We start from the raw sequence: 18,877 nt of genomic DNA, 5'->3' as shown, positions 1-18,877 counted from the left end.
CCAAGTCCAGCATCCTTGCTCTGGACTTGGTACTTTTTCATTGTTTTTGCTTAGTAAGGAATTCTGCAAGGAACTCCTCAAAATTAGGGGCTTCGATTGCTGCGATTTTTTCATATGATTCAATGATCTTGAGTTTAATTTCTTGCTCCAGATCATTCCGGTCTTGATAGTTCGTGTTTTTTAATGATTTTTTTATTTTAGGATTCAAAGAGTCGATTAGATCCATCAATTCTTCTTTTGACAGTTTTTTATCCACAATGGCTTTTCTCCTTTCTAACATATACCTCATCCATATAGTGCTTTCGCAGTTTTTTTAGAGCTTGTTTACGGATGCTTGAGATATTCTGTGGCGACTCATGGAAATAGGCAGCAATTTCCTTGTTGGATAGGCCGTAGGAAAAGATCATGGTGAGCACCAGGTTTTGTTTGGCTGTTAACTTTTTCAAGGCTTTTATCATCTCTTCATCACTTATGTGTGAAGCGAGTTCATTCGTTTCCCCCATCTTTTCAAGTTGAACATCCATAGTGCCGACTCGATCGATCAATCCGCCAGTATCCCTTGGTGCCGCATCAAGTACCATTCGATAGCGTTCCCGCTGTTTCCGTGCCCTTTTATCAAAATCAACAGAGAAAAAGTAAATTAAGGAGCACATGTATTTGTATACTTTAGCCCGGTAATAGAAAATTTTGAAAGTCTCGTTGAGATGGCAAATGTTGTGGGAAGAAGGGGAATCAAGAGTTTCAGTGAAAATCTTTAAATGCTCTGGGTTCTGTAAAAATACTTGAATGATCGGTTGTTCAAAGAAAGATGAGTACTGTTGCTGCAGAAACTCCAATGAATGAGAAAAAAAATGAGAAGTTAATTGGTTCATTGTTATCCCTCCTTTAATTAATAAAGTGATAGACAAGGGGAATAAATCAATTATATACGAACATTCGTTCTTTTTTCCATGAATCAATAGTGCTAGATTGTTTTTTTTAAACAAGTTTCACTTTAGATATCAGATACAAGAAAAGGGGTGAAGAGGATGATGATTGAGGATGCTACTATGTGGGTTTCATTAGTTAGCGAATTTGGCTATCCATTCGTCGTTTCTATGTTTTTGCTCTTCCGCTTCGGTAAACAATTAAAAGAACTGACAACGGACGTAGAGAACTTAAAAAAGTCCGCTCATAAAACGAAAAAACGATAACCTCAGGACTTATGTGCCAGGTGATAAACACCGAATTTCGGATTCTATTCAAAAAAGGGTCCGGAATTCGGGTATAAAGAAATGGGTACTATCTGAAAATCAAGACTTTGCTAAACCCCTCCCTTAAACTCAAATAATAAAAATGATAAACCATTATTTGGAATATAGCACAAAATAGGTAAAAAATAATCGTCATTTGGAATCATTTTACTACTATAATTCATCCGTCAATGGAATTAGATAGGAAATCCTCCCCTCGTACGATTTTAGTTTTATGGATTAAAGTGAAAATACTTTTAAAAAAACAACATTCATCAATAAACTTATAGAAGTATGCGGCATCCGAGTAAAAGGGTGCTGCTTTTCTTATTGTTTGGTAATAAACTGATAATATGGAAAAGGGGTGGAATGAATTGAAGAGTCAACAGCTAGAAGATATTCGGATCCTGCAGCATGAATGTGAACGGGAAGGTTTTACTTTAAAGCTGAACTGGGAAACGCTTCGCAGTCGAAATGGTGTGCATAAGAATGACTTTTTTCACTATGATGGATTGAAGCTTGTTGGTTTTCTTGGTCTATACGATTTTGGGAACAAAGTGGAGATGTGCGGTATGGTGCATCCTGATTACCGGAGACAAGGCATTTTTACAAAGCTGCTGGAAGAGGCGATAAGAAGTGCCGTGGAGCGCAACTATAAGTTGATTCTCTTGAACTCACCTGCTCAATCCGATTCAGGGACAGGATTTTTGAAACAGCTCCCATGTGAGTTTGCTTTTTCTGAGTTTCAAATGAAATGGTCCGAAACGGTGCTTGATGATTATGATGATGCAGTCGTTCGCCCTTCACGGAGAGATGATGAGGAAACGGAAATTCAGCTGGATATTCAATGTTTCCAATTTACGGAACAAGAGGCGAAGGATTATTATCAGCGCATCCTATATGAGGATACTCTGAAAACCATGATGATTGAAAAGGGTGGCCTTGCAGTCGGTAAGATCCGTGTTGATCACTCAGGTCGGGAAGCGTGGATTTATGGATTTTCCATTTTGCCAAAATACCAGGGAAAAGGACTTGGCAGAAAGGCATTGAAAAAGATCGTAGCCGAACAATGCCAGCTGGGATATGACATTTTTCTCGAGGTCGAGGCGACTAATGAGCATGCTTTAAGACTCTATGAATCTTGTGGCTTCAAAACGATTCAAAGACAGGAGTATCATCAATACAAAGGCTGAAGGGTATTTGACGACAAATAGTGTTAGGGGGCTGGGATGGATGTTGATCTTATTCAAGTATAACTGGCAGGTGCGAAGTGAGTGGTTCAAGTGGTGCCGTTCCCTACCATGTGAGGAGCTGAAACGGCAGCGCATAGGAGGGATGGGGAATATATTGAAGACACTCGCCCATATTATCGATGTCGAATGCAGCTGGATCAGGGCCATACAAGGGAAGCCTGATGTCGCGATCGATTTGGAAGCTTATGATACGATCGAAAAAGTGGAGGATTTATCCATATGTTATCATTCTGAGGTCATTGACTATTTGAACTCGCATGCAATTGAAGAAGAGAATGAAATGATTCAGCCATCTTGGATGGGGGGAACATACGAAAAAGGCAGGATACTGCGCCATCTCATAGCGCACGAAATCCACCATATAGGCCAGCTGTCCATCTGGTCGAGGGAGATGGGCATCGAACCGGTATCCGCTAGTTTAATAGATCGGGATTTATAGGCTTTAACTTTTAAAACTGGTAATGCAACTTGCTTTGCCAGTTTTTATTTTGCAAGGAATTCGGCAGATTTTTTTAAAAAAGGGGATTATGGGGGGAGGACAAGCAGGGAATCCATATTGGGTATAATGGTCGCTTCACAGGAAAACGCCTTGGACAGTTTTATTCATAATATAAGGAATTTTTCGTCTTAACGCAGTAGGTTATAACATATTAAATAAAAAGGATTAGCGTATTAGCTTAATCCTTTTTATTTATTTGTCATATATATTAATATTTACGCACTCAAACATTTTTTAATTTTGGCTTTTGTGTCGCTGGTTTAATGTATTTAGTTAATAACCAGCGTGAGATTGGTCCAACAATTAGTAACTGTGATGGTAGCGCCACGATAAAGTTTAGACCAACCGTTTTAAGGTAAGCTATGAAAATTGAACCCTCAATCCCTATCATTAAATTAGTTAAAATAAGCCCATATACTGACATAATAAGGACCATTCCAGGGACCATACAAAAGGCAATTGCAATAATAAATTTGATTTCTTTCGACTTATCATAAGGTAGTGATAATGCAAGTTTACGTGCCTTCGGTTCAACTATTGACTCTGCAATAAAAGCGACGATAAATGTCACCGCAAATTGAATCACTGCACTCCCTACTGTAAACGATGAAATGCCGTGTAAAGCTGTGTTGTAAACTGACATAATAAGGACCATACCAAAACACATAAAAAGTCCAAAGATTATGCCTTCCTTTTTATTACTAGGCAAATAAAAACATCCTTTCTTTTAAGCATAAATGTAATTATATATGCCAAGAAATTTTTACATAAGTGACATTTTTATGACTTTTATTGTGAGTTAGGTTAAATTACACTTTTGTTTTGATGAAATCTTGTTAATAGAGACTTTGCAAAAAAACGAATGAGAAAAATTAACGAATTTAATTTGTTTCAATGGTATTGATGATTTATTAGATTCTTCAGTAAGCATTTCATTATCGATTGGGAGTACGCTGGGGTGATTGCCTTGGTCTTATTATTATCAAACGGTTTCACTGAAGTAGAGAGTGTAGAAGAAAGAAGGAACGATCTTGAAATCCATGCGGTGTAAGCAGGCGGGCTCATGTGCATAGGCCAGCCTTTTATATATATATTTGAAGGAAAAACGGTCCATGTTCAGTGGATGAAAATAGATAAAAAGTACCATTTATTCAAAATTAGTAATATTACGGTAAATTTTGGCGTTTATTCGACAAAATCATGATATATTATTCTAGCATTTTACAAAAATAGAAGGGTTGTGAAGTATGTCGTTCAAAATGCATGTTAATAAGATGCTCGCTCCGATTCTTGCTGTCAGTTTGATTACAGCCCCATTTACCGTACCGGGGGAGACATCCGCCAAAGAGTCTAATAAGAAACCGGTCAAGACTGAACCATTTACCATTTCAACTCCTACTGTTAATTACTCAAAAGGCACCAAAGCGACTGTAACGGTCACACCGAAAAAAGGGAACAAAGGAAATGAAACCGTTGTCTTCCAATTAATGAATGGGACGAAGGTCATTTCACAGTCAGCCATTGAGGCGGATATTAAATCGGCCCAAAAGTTCTCTGCGTACTTCAACTCGTACAAATCGGGTTATTGGATCAAAGTATCAGTTGTCTCCAAGTATAACGGCAATACGAGTAACTTCGGCAACAGCCTGGCAGCTTCCGTATCGGATGCACCTTTTGAACTAAGGATCATGGAAACGACAGATATACACACTAATCTGGTGAGCTATGATTATTATAAGGATGCCGTATCGGACTCTGTCGGCTTTTCCCGAACGGCTTCTTTAATTAAACAGGCACGAAAAGAAGTGAAAAATAGCGTTTTAGTGGATAACGGCGACCTTATTCAAGGGACACCGCTAGGTACGTACAAAGCAAAAATAGCCCCACTGAAAAAAGGTGAAGTCCATCCCGTATATAAAGCGATGAACTTGCTTGACTATGATGTGGCCACATTCGGCAATCATGAATTCAATTATGGTTTAGCTTATTTGGACGAGGCCATCAACGATGCGAATTTCCCTTATGTCAATGCCAATGTTTATAAAAAAGATAAAGACAATAATTCAAAGAATGATAAAAATAAATATACACCTTATAAAATCGTCACAAAGAAAGTAAAGGACATCAATGGAAAAGAAAAATCAGTAAAAATAGGCTACATTGGATTTACCCCTCCGCAAATCATGGATTGGGATAAAGCGAACCTTGAAGGTAAGGTCATTACAAAAGAAATCATCACGACTGCAAAAAAATATGTCCCTGAAATGAAGAAAAAGGGCGCGGATGTCATCGTTGCGCTCACGCATTCCGGATTTAATGGCGATACCAAGAATACCGAGGATGTCATCTATTCATTAAGCAAGGTATCCGGCATCGATGCCATCACGTTCTCCCACACGCATAAGGTCTTTCCAGCACAAGATGAGGCATCTTTAGACAGCCTATTCAAAGATAGCCAAGGAAAAGTCCTTAAAGGCGTGGATAATAAAAAGGGTACCATCAATGGTGTAGCAGCCGTTCAAGCAGGATATGGCGGCAGTAATCTCGGCATCATCGATCTTGATATCCAGAATATCAAGGGGAATTGGAAAGTCGTCAATTCCGAATCATCAACACGGGCAATCAACGATAAAATAACAGGAAAAAAAGCAGCTGAAGATGCATCTGTCGTCAAAGCCGTGAAGAAGGATCACGAAGGAACGATCAAGTATGTCAACACGCCAATTGGAACGACTACAGCTCCAATTCATAGTTATTTCGCCCTTGTGCAAGACGATCCTTCCGTACAGGTCGTGACGAGCGCACAGAAATGGTATGTAGAAAAATACATCCAAAGCAACCGGCCTGAATACAAGGACTTGCCGATTCTCTCTGTAGGAGCCCCTTTCAAAGCGGGTCGCAATGGAGTCGAGGAATTCACCGAAATCAAGGAAGGCGGACTGACCATTCGCAGCGCCGGTGATTTATATTTATACGATAATACCTTGAAGGCAATCAAGATCAAAGGGTCAGTTGTTAAAGAGTGGCTAGAAATGTCTGCAGGGAAATATAATACAATCGATCCTGCCAAGTCTGAGGAACAGGAGCTGCTTAATGGAAAGTTTGCCGTCTATAATTTTGATGTGATTGACGGCGTTACGTATCAAATCGATGTCACCAAGGCTCCCCGCTATGATGAAAAAGGGATAAAAGTGTCGGATTCAAGCAGGATTGCAGATTTGAAATATAATGGTGAACCAGTGGACCCGAATCAAGATTTCATCGTCGTGACGAATAATTACCGTGCTTCGGGCGGGGGGAACTTCCCGGGAGTCAAGGGCAGCGAATATGTAGTTGACTCTGCGGATGAAAATCGCCAGATCTTGATGGATTACATCACACAAGAGGGTGAGATCAATCCAACCGCTGATAATAACTGGTCGATTGCCCCGATTTCAGGCAAGGTGGACGTTACTTTCACCTCATCACCAAAAGGTGCGGAATATTTAAATGAAGACAGCCCGATTTCCTATACAGGCAAAAAGGATGATAAAGGCTTTGGCATTTACAGATATAATTTGGGGAAAGAAAACGTTAAGGTGCAACTGCTCGGGATCAATGATCTTCACGGCCAGCTTGATACCACTTCCGATTTTGGCGGTATCAAACAAGGGTGTGCCGATTATTTAGCTGCGCACTTGAAGCAGCGTAAAGCTGAAAACCCTGAAAATACACTTTTACTTTCGGCAGGGGATGCTGTTGGGGCAAGTGCCCCCGTTTCTTCTTTGATCCAGGACAAACCGACTCTTCAGTTTTTGAATAATATGAAATTCGATGTCGGAACTGTCGGGAACCATGAGTTCGACAAAGGGGTAGAAACCCTGATGGCTCAAATCAATGGCGGAAAGTCGCCAACGTCCGATGTTGTATTCGATAAATTGAACTTTCCATATGTAGTTGCCAATGTCGTATATAAAGACACGAAAAAACCGATTTTGGACCCTTACGTCATAAAAAAGGTCGGCGGGGTTGATATTGGGTTCATAGGTGTAGTCACGAATGCCACACCTCAAAAAGTAAGTCCGGATGGCATTAAGAATGTGGAGTTCATAGAACAGGCACCTGCCGTAAATAAGGCGGTTAACGAGTTGAAGGAAAAAGGCGTCAAATCGATTGTGATCATCTCACATGACCCAGGCACTGAAAAGGAAGGGGTCATCACAGGCGAAGTGGCTGATCTTGCCAATAGCGTGGATGATGAAGTAGATGTGATCTTAGCAGGAGATAATCATGCAAAGGTCAACAACTATGTGGATAATAAGTTGATTGTACAAGCTTACTCTTATGGAACGGCTTTTGAAGATGTGGATTTGGAAATCGATCCAAACACAAAGGATATTGTCAAAAAGTCAGCTGAGATTGTCACGGTTACACAAGATGGCATCACACCGGATGCCGGGACGACGAAATTCATTAACGACTACCTGGACATGTTCCCCGAGTTGAAAGCCCCGCTTGGGACAACGGATGAGAAAATTTTAAGAACCAATGCCTATACGCAAGAAACGGGTCTTGGGAATTTAATTGCCGATTCGATGAAGGCAGATTTGAATTCCGATTTTGCCTTTATGAATCCAGGCGGAATTCGTGCAGATATTCCAAAGGGGGAAGTCACTTTTTCCGATTTAGCGAAAATCCAGCCGTTCGGAAACGTATTGGTTAAGCTGGAACTGACTGGAGCGGAAGTGAAAACGCTGCTTCAACAGCAATGGATCGTTGAAGGATCTCCGAAAACTTTGCAAATTTCTGGACTGAGCTATACAGCCGACTTCAGTAAACCCGTCACGGAACGTGTCACCTTATTGAAGAAAGCGGACGGAACACCTATCAAGGATACCGAAACATACACGGTGGCTGTCAATGATTTCATGGCAAGCGGCGGTGATAACTATACCGTCCTGAAAGGAAAAGAGCGTGTGTTTGGACATGCTGACTTGGAAGCATTCGTTAACTATGTAAAAGAAACGTTTAAAGGCGGGAAGATCACGGCAGAAATTGAAGGCAGAATTACGAATATCAATAATTAATAGAGATTTACTCGTGAGTTTTCAACATTTACTCGTGAAACACTAAAAGAGAGCGCTCCTTAATAGATGGGGCGCTTCTTTTTTTTGTGATTAATTATTTCTGAAGATGGAAAAGTTCAATCCCAATGCAAAGGTGACCCATGCAATATAGGGAACCATGGCTAAACCGGATGTACGGTCTATTTTATAAAACTCGAATGCCGTTAATGTAATCAAGGTCAGCAGTGCAGCCATTTCAATAAAAGCTGTTCCGCGCAAGCCCCATTTGAAGAATAAAAAAGACCATAAGAAATTCAACCCTAGTTGAGTATCATAGAGGAGTTCAGCGGACTTCGATTCTTTTTCTTTGGATGCAATGCGATATTTCGCTATTCCCATGATCGTATAAAGGCTGGTCCAGGCAACGGGGAAAGTCCAGGAAGGAGGAGCAAAAGCAGGTTTCTTGAGTTTGTCATAAATTTCTTTTGAATTCCTTGTGGCGAATATCCCCACAAGTGAGCCTCCGACCACAGGTACCAATACACTTTTAGCTAATTTTCCGTAGTTCATAATGGGATCCTCTTCTTTCTTCATTATTTGGATGTTCTTATACTTTTACCTTCTTATCTGAAAATAAAACAAGCCCTTTAATCAAGAAGTGTAACTTTCTTCCAAACTTTACGTCGGTACTATTAAGAAAAGGGGGAATACCGATGAACCGTAAAACAATGATGTTTATGTTCAGTTTGTTCCTTTTACTTGCTGCATGCAGCAGTAATGAAAAAGATGATTCAGCATCGAAATCACAGGATGAAAAGGCGGAAAGTAAAATGGACGCTTCAATTTCCGGGAATATGGTGCAGGAAGAAGCGGCGGAAAAGGAAGGGGTGACGGATGAAAGAAAGGTCATCCATCAAGCCCAGCTTGAGTTGAAGGTGAAGAACCTCGAAAAGGCACAAATGAAGATTGAGAATAAGGTGGCTGAATATGGCGGATATGTTGTCGAGTCCAATGTATTCAGGGAAGATGAAGAACTGGTGGAAGGAACGATCACTGTTCGGGTCCCTGAAGCCCATTTTCAGGATTTTCTAGCCGATAGCGAGGGCGAGGCTTCAGAAGTGGTCGGAAGGAATGTGACAGGGCAGGATGTAACGGAACAATATGTAGATTTAAAAGCAAGATTGAAGTCAAAGAGAGCAGTAGAGGAAAGGTTGCTTGCATTCATGAAGGATGCTGAGAAGACGGAAGATTTGCTGAAAATATCATCCGATCTTGCCGTGGTGCAAGAAGAAATAGAGCAGCTGACCGGGCAAATGAAGTATCTTGAGAACCAGACCTCTTATTCGACGGTTACCATCACGTTATCACAGGACCGGATAGTTGTGCCGGGCATTGATAATAAGGAATTGAATACATGGGAAAGAACGAAGAAACAACTTGCAACAAGTGCGAATCTATTACTTAAAGCGGGTTCAGGAATCATTGTTTTTATAATAGGAAACTTGCCTATCCTCATTATTTTAGGCGGAGCTGGTGCGATGATCCATTGGGTGATCAAAAGAAGGGGTAAAAGGTGAAGGCAGAAAGAGAGGGTGCCAATTAGATTGGCACCCTCTGACATTTATCTTTTCCGTTTATGCAAGCCGGTCACATAATACAGGGCTACCAACAGTAAGATCCAAATCGGACCAACGATTAGAGCGATTCTCGTATCTGCTGAAAAACCGAGTACTACCATTACGAATACTAAAAAGGCTAAAGTGAAATAAGAAGTGAATGGGAAAAGAGGCATCTTGTAAGACAAGCCTTGTTTTTCTCCCTGACTCATTTTTCGTCTAGACATGATCTGCGTGACAAGTATGGTTCCCCATGTCCAGAGTGCACCGAATGTGGCGACACTTGTGACGTAAGTGAAAACTTTATCCGCTTCCATGTAGTTAAGGTAAACACCGAAAAGAAGCACGATAGCCGAAACGATAATGGCAACGCCAGGAACGCCTGACTTTGTTGTACGTTCGAAACTTTTTGGTGATTCACCTTGCTGCGCTAGGTTGAATAACATTCTTCCTGTACTGAAGATCCCGCTGTTACAAGATGAAAGGGCTGCTGTCAGTACGACAAACTGAATGATTCCTGCTGCGCCTGGAATACCGATTTTATCAAACATCATAACGAATGGGCTGTTTTCTCCATTCATTTCATCCCATGGAGTGATTGATAAAATGACTGTCAGAGCTAACACGTAAAAAAGTAAAATCCGATAAAAAACGGTATCGATGGCTCTTTTTAAAGATTTTTCAGGGTTTTTAACTTCACCTGCGGTTACACCAAGCATTTCAATTCCCAAATAGGCGAACATGACCATTTGGAACGAGAGGATGACACCAGAAATCCCATTCGGGAAAAATCCTCCATTTTCAACAAGGTTGCCGAATCCGACCGCGATTCCGCCGTTCCCCAGTCCAAAGATGATCATTCCGAAGCCGAGGACGATCATAAGGATGATCGTTACGATTTTAATAAGGGCGAACCAAAACTCCAATTCACCGTAAGCTTTTACAGCAAGAAAGTTAATCGTTGTCATGATGGCAAGTGCGGCTAACGCCCAAGCCCATTGCGGAGTATCAGGGAACCAAAATTGCATATAAATTCCGACTGCCGTAATTTCAGCCATACAGGTGGCAATCCAAACGAACCAGTAATTCCATCCGGTTATATATCCGGCAAGAGGACCGACAAATTCGCTTGCATAGCGGCTGAAAGAGCCTGCGACTGGATTTTTTATCGCCATTTCACCTAGTGCACGCATGATAAGATAGATCATAAGTCCGCCAATGGCATAAGATATGATGATGGCTGGACCGGCTAATTTAATCGCAGATGCCGAGCCGAGAAATAAACCGACTCCAATGGCTGCGCCAAGAGACATTAATGCGATATGTCTTTCTTCCAAACCTCTATGTAGTTGAGATTCTTTGGAGTTTTGCATAATTTTCCCCTTTTCTATGTTGGAGTTTAATTTTCTCTATCTAGCATTTTATCACTAGTAGAGGAGAATACATATTATTTATTGATTTTTCACATAATATTACAACTAAATAATATATTTTAATAGGAAGAATGTAAAGAGAAAAATGAAAACGCTTACCATGAAAGTGATCCTATCTCATTTCATCGTATAATAATCTTTCGAAACTAATTATAATGCTATACAAACAAAATAAAATTATGTGATTTTTCTAAAAATTTAGATATTTAACAGTGGAAAAGCTGTCCCTAAAATAAGGAACAGCTTGTTCGTTTTATCATTTCCAGATGGCGGCGGCCCATTCAGGATGATCAATGAAAGGGTTGCGATTATGCTGATATTCATTATAAATGATCTCATTCCGGTTACGCTCGAAGGCATCTACAGGATCCTGTTCATTCCACTCCAGTAAGACAGCCAATTTACCATGATAAGGGGCGGTACCATTGTTCACTTGATTATTTAGCTCTAAATCGACTTCCCCTGCATCACCCTCGTACCGAACTGCCATGTAAAACAGCATCCGGGCGACATCACCTTTGACACTATCGCGAGGTTCCCATGAATCAGAATCATAGTAATTTCCTATCGCTTCGGTATGTTCAAAACCTCCATTATCAAAGTCCAGGTTGTTTCTTGTACTGTTGACAGAGACATCAGTCGGCCGAAGATGGTGCAGATCAGTGCCGGGACCTAAAGTGGTACCAAAATCACCATGTGATTTTGCCCATACATGCTCGCGATTCCAATCATTAACACCGGATCCGTTCATCGTTTTTCCTTGGGAACGCCCTGTATAAAGAAGAATGACATTATTCGTGTTATTCGGGTCCTCATCGGTTTCCCGTAAAGCGTCCCATACATTTGAATACGATATTTCCGAATGGTCATCGATGATTTGATGGAGGGCATTCTTTAGCGCCAACCCTGATTTTCCGCTGGCCGAATCATAGTATGAGCCAACCCCCGGTGTCTCCGGTTCTGGTGAATCATTCCCTGAAAACATGGCAGATACATCTTTTAAGCCTGGATGGGTGAAATAGGCACTCAGTGTGCCAGTTACGGTGACTTTTTTTCCTTTTAAAGAAGGATTTGTTTTTAAGCCAAATTCAGAGCGGAAGGAGGATGGAATCTGAACATATACCATTTTGGCATTGTTTGTTTCCGATGAGCTGTCTGCCAATGCTATGGCATAATCATTCGGATAGCCGCTCGTGACGACGGTATTGGCTGAAGTGGGCTGTCCCGTCACATAGCCACTGACCGTTTTAACCGTGCTGTCTTGATTCGCAATGGCTTGGGAAACGGAGTAAGGAGATGACAAGCTGCCATCTCCAGCCGCGGCTAATGATGGGGTGAAAAAAGTGGGAATAAAGAAAGCAAGCACGAGTAAAATGGTCAGGGCGAATCTTGGTTCATGTTTTGTGAACATGTCATTCCTCCATAAATCGATTCATACCCATTTCGAGAGAAATCGGCATGTATATGTAAAGTTATGGATTTGAGTAGCTTTCTCCTTCTGCCTTGTCAAAAATGAGAGAATACAGCTAGTGAAGCTTAGCGGAATTTAGGGAAATAGCCCGGGAAATATCGAAGGCTGTTTTGGAAATGAAAATGATACGAAAAACCGTCAGTATCCAACTTACTGATTCAGTTTGTAGAAAAAAGGGGTACGTTATTTGAAATGAGGGGAAGTTTTAACAAAAATACAGGTTCTAAACTTTGGCGATTGACTTCTGAAAACGTATCTTTTACCAAGTCAAAAATAAAAGGAAATTCAATAACTCCAACTAAATGATGTTCAGTAACCAATTGGTCCAAGGGATGATTTCTATCTGAATTTTAAAACAAATTTGATTGGAGCGGGTGTTCGAGACTCCTGCGGGAAAAGCGCGTCCAGGGGAGACCCCGCAGGCGCAAAGAGCGCCGAGGAGGCTCCCGGACCGCCCGCGGAAAGCGAGTTCCTGTAGTGGAAATCAACGTTCATATTGTATAAACTCAAAAAAAACTGTAGACAAATTCGATTTTTCATCGAGTTTGTCTACAGTCTGAAACCGTCTGTATGCTACTGACGGTTTTTTTTACTCTGTTTTATAAGAAGACTTTGAATGAAACTCAATAACAATGATCCGATTAAAGCTCCCCAAAAAGAATCTATTACAAAGCCACTGACAACATAGGAAGTGATTTGGAATGTGAAGGCATTGATAATGAAAGAAAACAACCCGAACGTCAGGATGGTGATCGGCAATGTGATAAGCTGGAGAATGGGCCTAACCAGCAAGTTCATGATTGATAATATAAAAACCGCCAGCAAGGCTGTTCCGTAAGATTTAATCGTGATGGAGTCGAGAAGCCAATCAATAACGAGCAATACCAGCCCGTTGATAAGAAAACGCATTATTATGTTCATGAAAAACTCCTCCTGAAGTCACCTTTACTACAAGTCATTATACTAAAATTTCATGAATTTCAGTTATATGTTTGCAGAATTGTCACAAAAAAAGAGGATACGATATCCATTCCCCCAGAATGGAATAGACGCTTTTTACTTAAAAGGTCCAGTCGATTTCAGAAATCCGCTCCCTTTCCGCCGACTGTCTGCCAAGCCTCCTCGGCGCAAGCGCCTGTGGGGTCTCGGCTAGCCAGTTATTCGGCAGGAGTGTCGCAAATTTCTTCAATCCAATATAGGTTTCATCCAATATAAAAGTAAAACAGGAAGGTAAGCAAGTCTTGTTTTAAAAATACGGTTCGGCTACAGTCTTTTCATTTAAAAAGATCCAGTCGATTTCAGAAATCCGCTCCCTTTCCGCCGAAAAAAACCCATTTGTCTAGAAAATGGGATTCATTAGGTTCTCATTAGTTATGGGCAATGATTTTTTCGAATTCAGTTAATTCCAATGTGTTTTTCAATTTTGGATTGGTGTTTAAGGAAAGCAGGGCACTTTCAATGAGAAAGGTTCGCGGTTCAACGTTTTGTAATAATTCCTCTTGGATAAAGTGAATCAATTTTAGGTTTTTAACTCGTTCTGCTTCATCATCTTGGCATAGCCTTAGGATCATCTTTTTTAGGTCGTTTGCAGAGTGCAGGAGTGCAGTATGAAAATCCTGCTGTGAATGGAAGCACTCTGGCAGCCATTGCTTGATGAGGTCGGGTTCCAAAAGCTGTGCATTTGACTGGCTGACATCTTCGAAAATCGATTTAATCCTATCGACGCAATAACGGATAATTTCAGTAGGGTTGAAATCGGGCTCTTTAGCCAAAGCATTAAAATGAATCGTTTGATGCATCATTCCCGAGTAAAGAATGGCACAGTCCAAAATATAGGGTTTTTTATCAGCACCGAAAATGTCCAGAAACCGTTTTGATAGCCAATGGATATGCTGGAATTTAGCATGTGTGATGAAGTTCTTAAGTTCGGTATCATTTGAAATCATTACTTCTTCATATAAGAAAAAGATTTTATTGTTTTTGTTGGAGTGCATTTGTAATTCTGATTGTTTGATGAATATCTCAATATCTGCAAGGTTTTGCCCAATCAGCAATTCATTCCGCTCTTTTTCGAATTTTTCTTGCGAAGTTAGGAAGACTGCCTTAAGCAATTCGCTTTTAGAAGAAAAATAGTTATAAAATGTTCCTTTTGAAATGCCGCTATAATCTAAAATATCCTGAATGGAAGTTGCTTGATATCCCTTTTCAATAAATAATTGGTGTGCATATTTAACTACCAATTGTTTGCGCTCATTCATATATATCACCCTTACTCTTATTGGACGGTCATTTTAACGTAATAGTATCTTATTTTCTAAACGAACACAAACCAGTATGTTTACAATTGCTCTAGCAAATTAAGGGTGAAGGCCTCTTGATTCAGTCAATTCATGAAGTGTTCTGCTGAAGATAGGGTTCACAAAAGCAATGAAAAATTCAGTTTCTATGCATCCTTCTATTCACCATGTAAATAAAGGCAGATGAAGTGAACAAAGTCACAGGAGAACACTTCGGTTTGTTATAAGATAAATAGAAGGAGATGGGTGAAGTAGCGCAAAGTATCTATGAATATTCGGCGACATTCTCGATTACTAACCCATTGGTAGGAGAAATGATAAAATCACTTGTCGTGAAGGAATATTGGATATAAGGGTCGTATACCATTATTAGGAATGTGATTATGGAAACATGATGTTCCTTCAACGGTGTATACCATTATACTTTTCCATATGTTAGGAGTTGGTAAAGGCGTAATATTAATTTGAAATTACAATGGATTGATTGTTATATTAAAATTATTATAAATAAGTATTGATTTTTTTCTGAGAAGCTTTATCATTATATACATAAATAATAATGAAAAGGTGGTTCAATTATGACAAATAAGAAAAACCTTACTACAAGCTGGGGAGCACCAGTTGGAGATAATCAAAACTCGATCACTGCCGGCGAACGCGGCCCGGTGCTCATTCAAGATGTACACTTATTGGAAAAACTAGCCCACTTCAACCGTGAACGTGTGCCTGAACGTGTAGTTCATGCGAAGGGTGCCGGTGCATTCGGAACTTTCGAAGTAACGAACGACCTTTCTCAGTACACGAAAGCTAAACTTTTCAATGGTGTGGGCAAGAAGACAGATCTTTTTATCCGTTTCTCCACAGTTGCAGGTGAATTGGGTTCTGCTGATACAGTCCGTGACCCGCGTGGATTTGCTGTTAAATTCTACACGGAAGAAGGAAACTACGATATCGTCGGTAATAATACGCCTGTATTCTTTATTCGCGATGCGATTAAATTCCCCGACTTCATCCATACACAAAAAAGGGATCCTAGAACACATTTGAAAAACCCTACGGCAGTTTGGGATTTCTGGTCACATTCACCGGAATCTCTGCACCAAGTGACGATCCTGATGTCCGACCGGGGCATTCCTGCTACACTCCGTCATACACATGGTTTCGGAAGCCACACATTTAAATGGGTGAATGCTGAAGGAAAAGGCGTTTGGGTGAAATACCACTTCAAAACAGAACAGGGCATCAAAAACCTTGATGTGGATCTAGCTGCAAAACTAGCAGGTGAAAACCCTGATTACCATACGGAAGATCTTTTCAATGCCATTGAAAAAGGGGACTTCCCTGCATGGAAATTGTATGTTCAGATCATGCCTCTGGAAGATGCGGATACATACCGTTTCGATCCATTCGATGTGACGAAGGTATGGTCTCAAAAAGATTATCCGCTGATCGAGCTTGGTCGTATGGTATTGAACAGAAATCCTGAAAACTACTTTGCTGAAGTGGAGCAAGCCACGTTCTCACCGGGAACATTCGTACCGGGAATTGAAGCTTCCCCAGACAAGATGCTTCAAGGACGCCTATTCGCATATGGAGATGCACACCGTTACCGTGTGGGCTCGAATCACAACCAGCTTCCGGTTAACCGTCCGAAAGTGGAAGCGAATAACTATCAGCGTGATGGTTTCATGCGTGCAGATGACAATGGCAAGGGATCTGTTTATTATGAGCCAAATAGTTTTGGAGGCCCTGCCGAATCAACGGAAAATAAAGTCACTCCTTTCGAGGTGACTGGGCAAGCTGCACAAGTCGGTCATAATAGTGATGATCACTACACCCAAGCAGGTGACTTATACCGTCTATTAAGTGCCGAAGAGAAAACTCGCCTTGTTGACACGATCGTGGGCGCAATGAAACCTGTGGAATTGGAAGAAATCAAGCTTCGTCAAATCGGCCATTTTTACAAAGCTGATCCGGAATATGGAACGCGCATAGCCGAAGGTTTAGGTTTACCTGTACCGCAAGAAGCGTAAAATATGGGACTACCAATCTAGTAAATGCAAACAGGCATCCATTCATGAATGGATGCCTGTTTTGATTTATGCAGGGCTCCATTATATAAATGACACCCGACAAGTTCGGTAAGAATATATAGTTATAAATGGTTTGTAAGGAAGTCATGCTGTCAGATTAGTTGGGCCAGTTACTTGGATTATCGGTAAAGGGTGGAATTAATGACTAGTAAAAAGAATCGGGATAAAGTAGGCAGTCCAATTTAATTGCCTAACAAGTTATCCGACATTCCCTTGGAGCATCTGGACTGGATCAAGAAGAAGGGGCGGATGGCGAAATTCAAAAGTTATCGGGAATTAGACCCAGAAGGTACGTATGGAAGCACTGAGCGATACCTAAGCATTCTGGATGATGCCCCCAATTTGGTTCGTTTTGAGGAGTGACTTTTCTATAATCATAAAGTCCAGAAAGGTCAGGGTGCGTTGGCAATAATTAAATTGAGTCAGCATACATTTGGTTAAGAGGAGGTGCAGTATGGACGTTTTTGTGCGGCAGAATGATTCCTTGTGGTATTATAGCCAATTATTCAAGGTGAATTACCAACTTATCATTGATTCCAATAGTGGGATTGACCCACTTGCACTTATGATTGGCCAACAAATCAAAATTCCTGGCTTTACGACTACCGGCTATAGCATCAAGCAAGGTGATTCGTTATGGGCAATTGCCAGGTCACGTAATCTTTCATTGGATGCCCTATTTTTAGTTAATCCCAATCTCAACCCGAATGCCTTGCAAGTCGGTCAGACAATTTCTGTGCCATTGAGGATTACGTGGAGGCTAATTCAAGGAAATCGGGAATATGATTATGAGACGATGATGACCGATGTTAGACGTTTGAAAACAATCTATCCATTTATAAAAACCTCCCCCATCGGGGACTCGGTGCTTGAAAGGGATATCCCCGAAGTTCTGATTGGAAATGGCAACAAACGAGTTCACTATAATGGTTCCTTTCATGCGAATGAGTGGATAACGACGCCTGTGATCATGACCTTTTTAAATGATTATTTACTCGCAGTCACGAATCAGGCTGACATCCGCGGTCTAGCTATGTTTCCCTTTTATCAACAGACGATGCTGTCGATCGTCCCAATGGTGAATCCGGACGGAGTGGAGTTGGTTCTGAAAGGACCGCCTGCAGATGAGTCATTGAGAGGACGGCTCATCGAATGGAATAATGGCAGCGAAGACTTCTCTGGCTGGAAAGCCAATATTAATGGGGTGGATCTGAATGATCAATTTCCCGCCAAATGGGAACTGGAACAAGCCCGCAATAATGTAACGGAGCCAGGTCCGGCGAATTATCCAGGGGAAGGGCCGCTTACACAGCCAGAGGCTATTGCAATGTCAGAGTTGACAAAAAAACGTGATTTTGGCAAAGTCCTTGCGTTCCACACCCAAGGAGAGGTCATTTTTTGGGGATTTGAAGATTTGGAACCACCCGAGTCGGAAACGATAGTCAATGAGTTTGCGAGGGTCAGTGGATATGAGCCTGTCAAATCCGCCAATAGTTACGCAGGGTATAAGGATTGGTACATTCAGGATTGGCGCAGGCCGGGATTTACCGTGGAGCTGGGCAAAGGAACGAATCCCCTCCCAATATCACAGTTCGATGAGATTTATCAGAAGTCGCTTGGGATTTTCTTGGCAGGGTTATATATGTGAAATTTGAACAAATGAAAAAGCTCAACTCCGTTTCCATGGGGTAGAGCTTTTTAGTCTTATAAACTATTAGACTTGAAACGATGAGGGCTGCTGCAAAAAATAAGTAAAGTTATGCTTTACTTATCGATTGCATGATTAACTCGCTTTTTAGCCTAAAATTAACGGACATTCTCCATGTCCCAGTAATATTGCAGCCCCTGCCAAAAGGAATTCTAATAGTTTTGCGGTAAAGAAGATTAACTTCCTTAGCGCTAGTATTGGCCCCACCTACGCCAGATACTTTGACGGCC

Annotated in this window: 15 protein-coding genes; 7 read left to right on the top strand and 8 right to left on the bottom strand. The window is 41.0% G+C overall.

The window, feature by feature from the left end:
• Positions 1-37 precede the first annotated feature (37 nt).
• Together OSJ91_RS25245 and OSJ91_RS25240 are read right to left on the bottom strand one after the other, a co-directional pair.
• Complete coding sequence (locus tag OSJ91_RS25245; protein ID WP_101223589.1) at positions 38-256, bottom strand: hypothetical protein; 219 nt, start codon at positions 254-256, stop codon at positions 38-40.
• Positions 249-872: a sigma-70 family RNA polymerase sigma factor gene (locus tag OSJ91_RS25240; protein ID WP_350300424.1), complete on the bottom strand. Its 624-nt coding sequence runs from the start codon at positions 870-872 to the stop codon at positions 249-251. Before OSJ91_RS25240 ends, OSJ91_RS25245 begins: the two co-directional genes overlap by 8 nt.
• Before the next feature lie 156 nt (positions 873-1,028).
• Between OSJ91_RS25240 and OSJ91_RS25235 the strand changes: the two genes are divergently transcribed.
• The 3 genes from OSJ91_RS25235 to OSJ91_RS25225 all read left to right on the top strand — a co-directional run bounded on the left by OSJ91_RS25235 (position 1,029) and on the right by OSJ91_RS25225 (position 2,924).
• Positions 1,029-1,193: a YvrJ family protein gene (locus tag OSJ91_RS25235; protein WP_081088496.1), complete on the top strand. Its 165-nt coding sequence runs from the start codon at positions 1,029-1,031 to the stop codon at positions 1,191-1,193.
• Positions 1,194-1,606: 413 nt separating this feature from the next.
• Complete coding sequence (locus OSJ91_RS25230) at positions 1,607-2,425, top strand: GNAT family N-acetyltransferase (protein ID WP_485890653.1); 819 nt, start codon at positions 1,607-1,609, stop codon at positions 2,423-2,425.
• A 40-nt stretch (positions 2,426-2,465) separates the two neighbouring features.
• Positions 2,466-2,924 carry a DinB family protein gene (locus OSJ91_RS25225; protein ID WP_350300422.1) on the top strand — a complete coding sequence of 153 codons (459 nt, stop codon included), beginning with the start codon at positions 2,466-2,468 and terminating at the stop codon, positions 2,922-2,924.
• Positions 2,925-3,207: 283 nt separating this feature from the next.
• On the opposite strand, the gene OSJ91_RS25220 is transcribed toward OSJ91_RS25225, so the two are convergent.
• Positions 3,208-3,693: a DUF2798 domain-containing protein gene (locus OSJ91_RS25220; protein WP_350300421.1), complete on the bottom strand. Its 486-nt coding sequence runs from the start codon at positions 3,691-3,693 to the stop codon at positions 3,208-3,210.
• Positions 3,694-4,231: 538 nt separating this feature from the next.
• Here OSJ91_RS25220 and OSJ91_RS25215 point away from each other — a divergent pair.
• Positions 4,232-8,050 carry a bifunctional 2',3'-cyclic-nucleotide 2'-phosphodiesterase/3'-nucleotidase gene (locus OSJ91_RS25215; RefSeq protein WP_485890652.1) on the top strand — a complete coding sequence of 1,273 codons (3,819 nt, stop codon included), beginning with the start codon at positions 4,232-4,234 and terminating at the stop codon, positions 8,048-8,050.
• Positions 8,051-8,140: 90 nt separating this feature from the next.
• Here the strand turns inward: OSJ91_RS25215 and OSJ91_RS25210 are convergent, their stop codons facing one another.
• The gene (locus tag OSJ91_RS25210; RefSeq protein ID WP_318291902.1) at positions 8,141-8,599 is read right to left on the bottom strand and encodes a TspO/MBR family protein; all 459 of its coding nucleotides are present in this window, start codon (positions 8,597-8,599) and stop codon (positions 8,141-8,143) included.
• Positions 8,600-8,742: 143 nt separating this feature from the next.
• Between OSJ91_RS25210 and OSJ91_RS25205 the strand changes: the two genes are divergently transcribed.
• A complete protein-coding gene (locus tag OSJ91_RS25205; RefSeq protein ID WP_413019867.1) occupies positions 8,743-9,606 on the top strand; it encodes a DUF4349 domain-containing protein in 864 nt (287 codons plus the stop codon).
• 44 nt (positions 9,607-9,650) lie between these two features.
• On the opposite strand, the gene OSJ91_RS25200 is transcribed toward OSJ91_RS25205, so the two are convergent.
• The 4 genes from OSJ91_RS25200 to OSJ91_RS25185 all read right to left on the bottom strand — a co-directional run bounded on the left by OSJ91_RS25200 (position 9,651) and on the right by OSJ91_RS25185 (position 14,807).
• Positions 9,651-11,018 (bottom strand): amino acid permease, encoded by a 1,368-nt coding sequence (locus tag OSJ91_RS25200; RefSeq protein WP_350300418.1) that lies wholly within the window; start codon positions 11,016-11,018, stop codon positions 9,651-9,653.
• Positions 11,019-11,334: 316 nt separating this feature from the next.
• Positions 11,335-12,489, bottom strand: coding sequence for an endonuclease (locus tag OSJ91_RS25195; protein WP_485890651.1), 1,155 nt, complete (start codon positions 12,487-12,489; stop codon positions 11,335-11,337).
• A gap of 633 nt (positions 12,490-13,122) precedes the next feature.
• A complete protein-coding gene (locus tag OSJ91_RS25190) occupies positions 13,123-13,470 on the bottom strand; it encodes a phage holin family protein (protein WP_048685276.1) in 348 nt (115 codons plus the stop codon).
• Positions 13,471-13,916: 446 nt separating this feature from the next.
• Positions 13,917-14,807, bottom strand: a complete 891-nt coding sequence (locus tag OSJ91_RS25185; protein ID WP_350300416.1) for a TetR/AcrR family transcriptional regulator — start codon at positions 14,805-14,807, stop codon at positions 13,917-13,919.
• Positions 14,808-15,424: 617 nt separating this feature from the next.
• On the opposite strand from OSJ91_RS25185, the gene katA reads away from it, so the two are divergent.
• Both katA and OSJ91_RS25175 read left to right on the top strand, forming a co-directional pair.
• Positions 15,425-16,879 carry a catalase KatA gene (katA, locus tag OSJ91_RS25180; protein WP_101223579.1) on the top strand — a complete coding sequence of 485 codons (1,455 nt, stop codon included), beginning with the start codon at positions 15,425-15,427 and terminating at the stop codon, positions 16,877-16,879.
• Between the two features lie 514 nt (positions 16,880-17,393).
• Positions 17,394-18,587, top strand: a complete 1,194-nt coding sequence (locus tag OSJ91_RS25175) for a M14 family metallopeptidase (RefSeq protein WP_350300414.1) — start codon at positions 17,394-17,396, stop codon at positions 18,585-18,587.
• Positions 18,588-18,877: the final 290 nt, after the last annotated feature.

The organism is Bacillus sp. T-10(2022) (assembly GCF_056502895.1).
The sequence above is the reverse complement of the archived record's forward strand: the minus strand, read 5'-3'. Positions and strand labels throughout refer to the sequence as shown.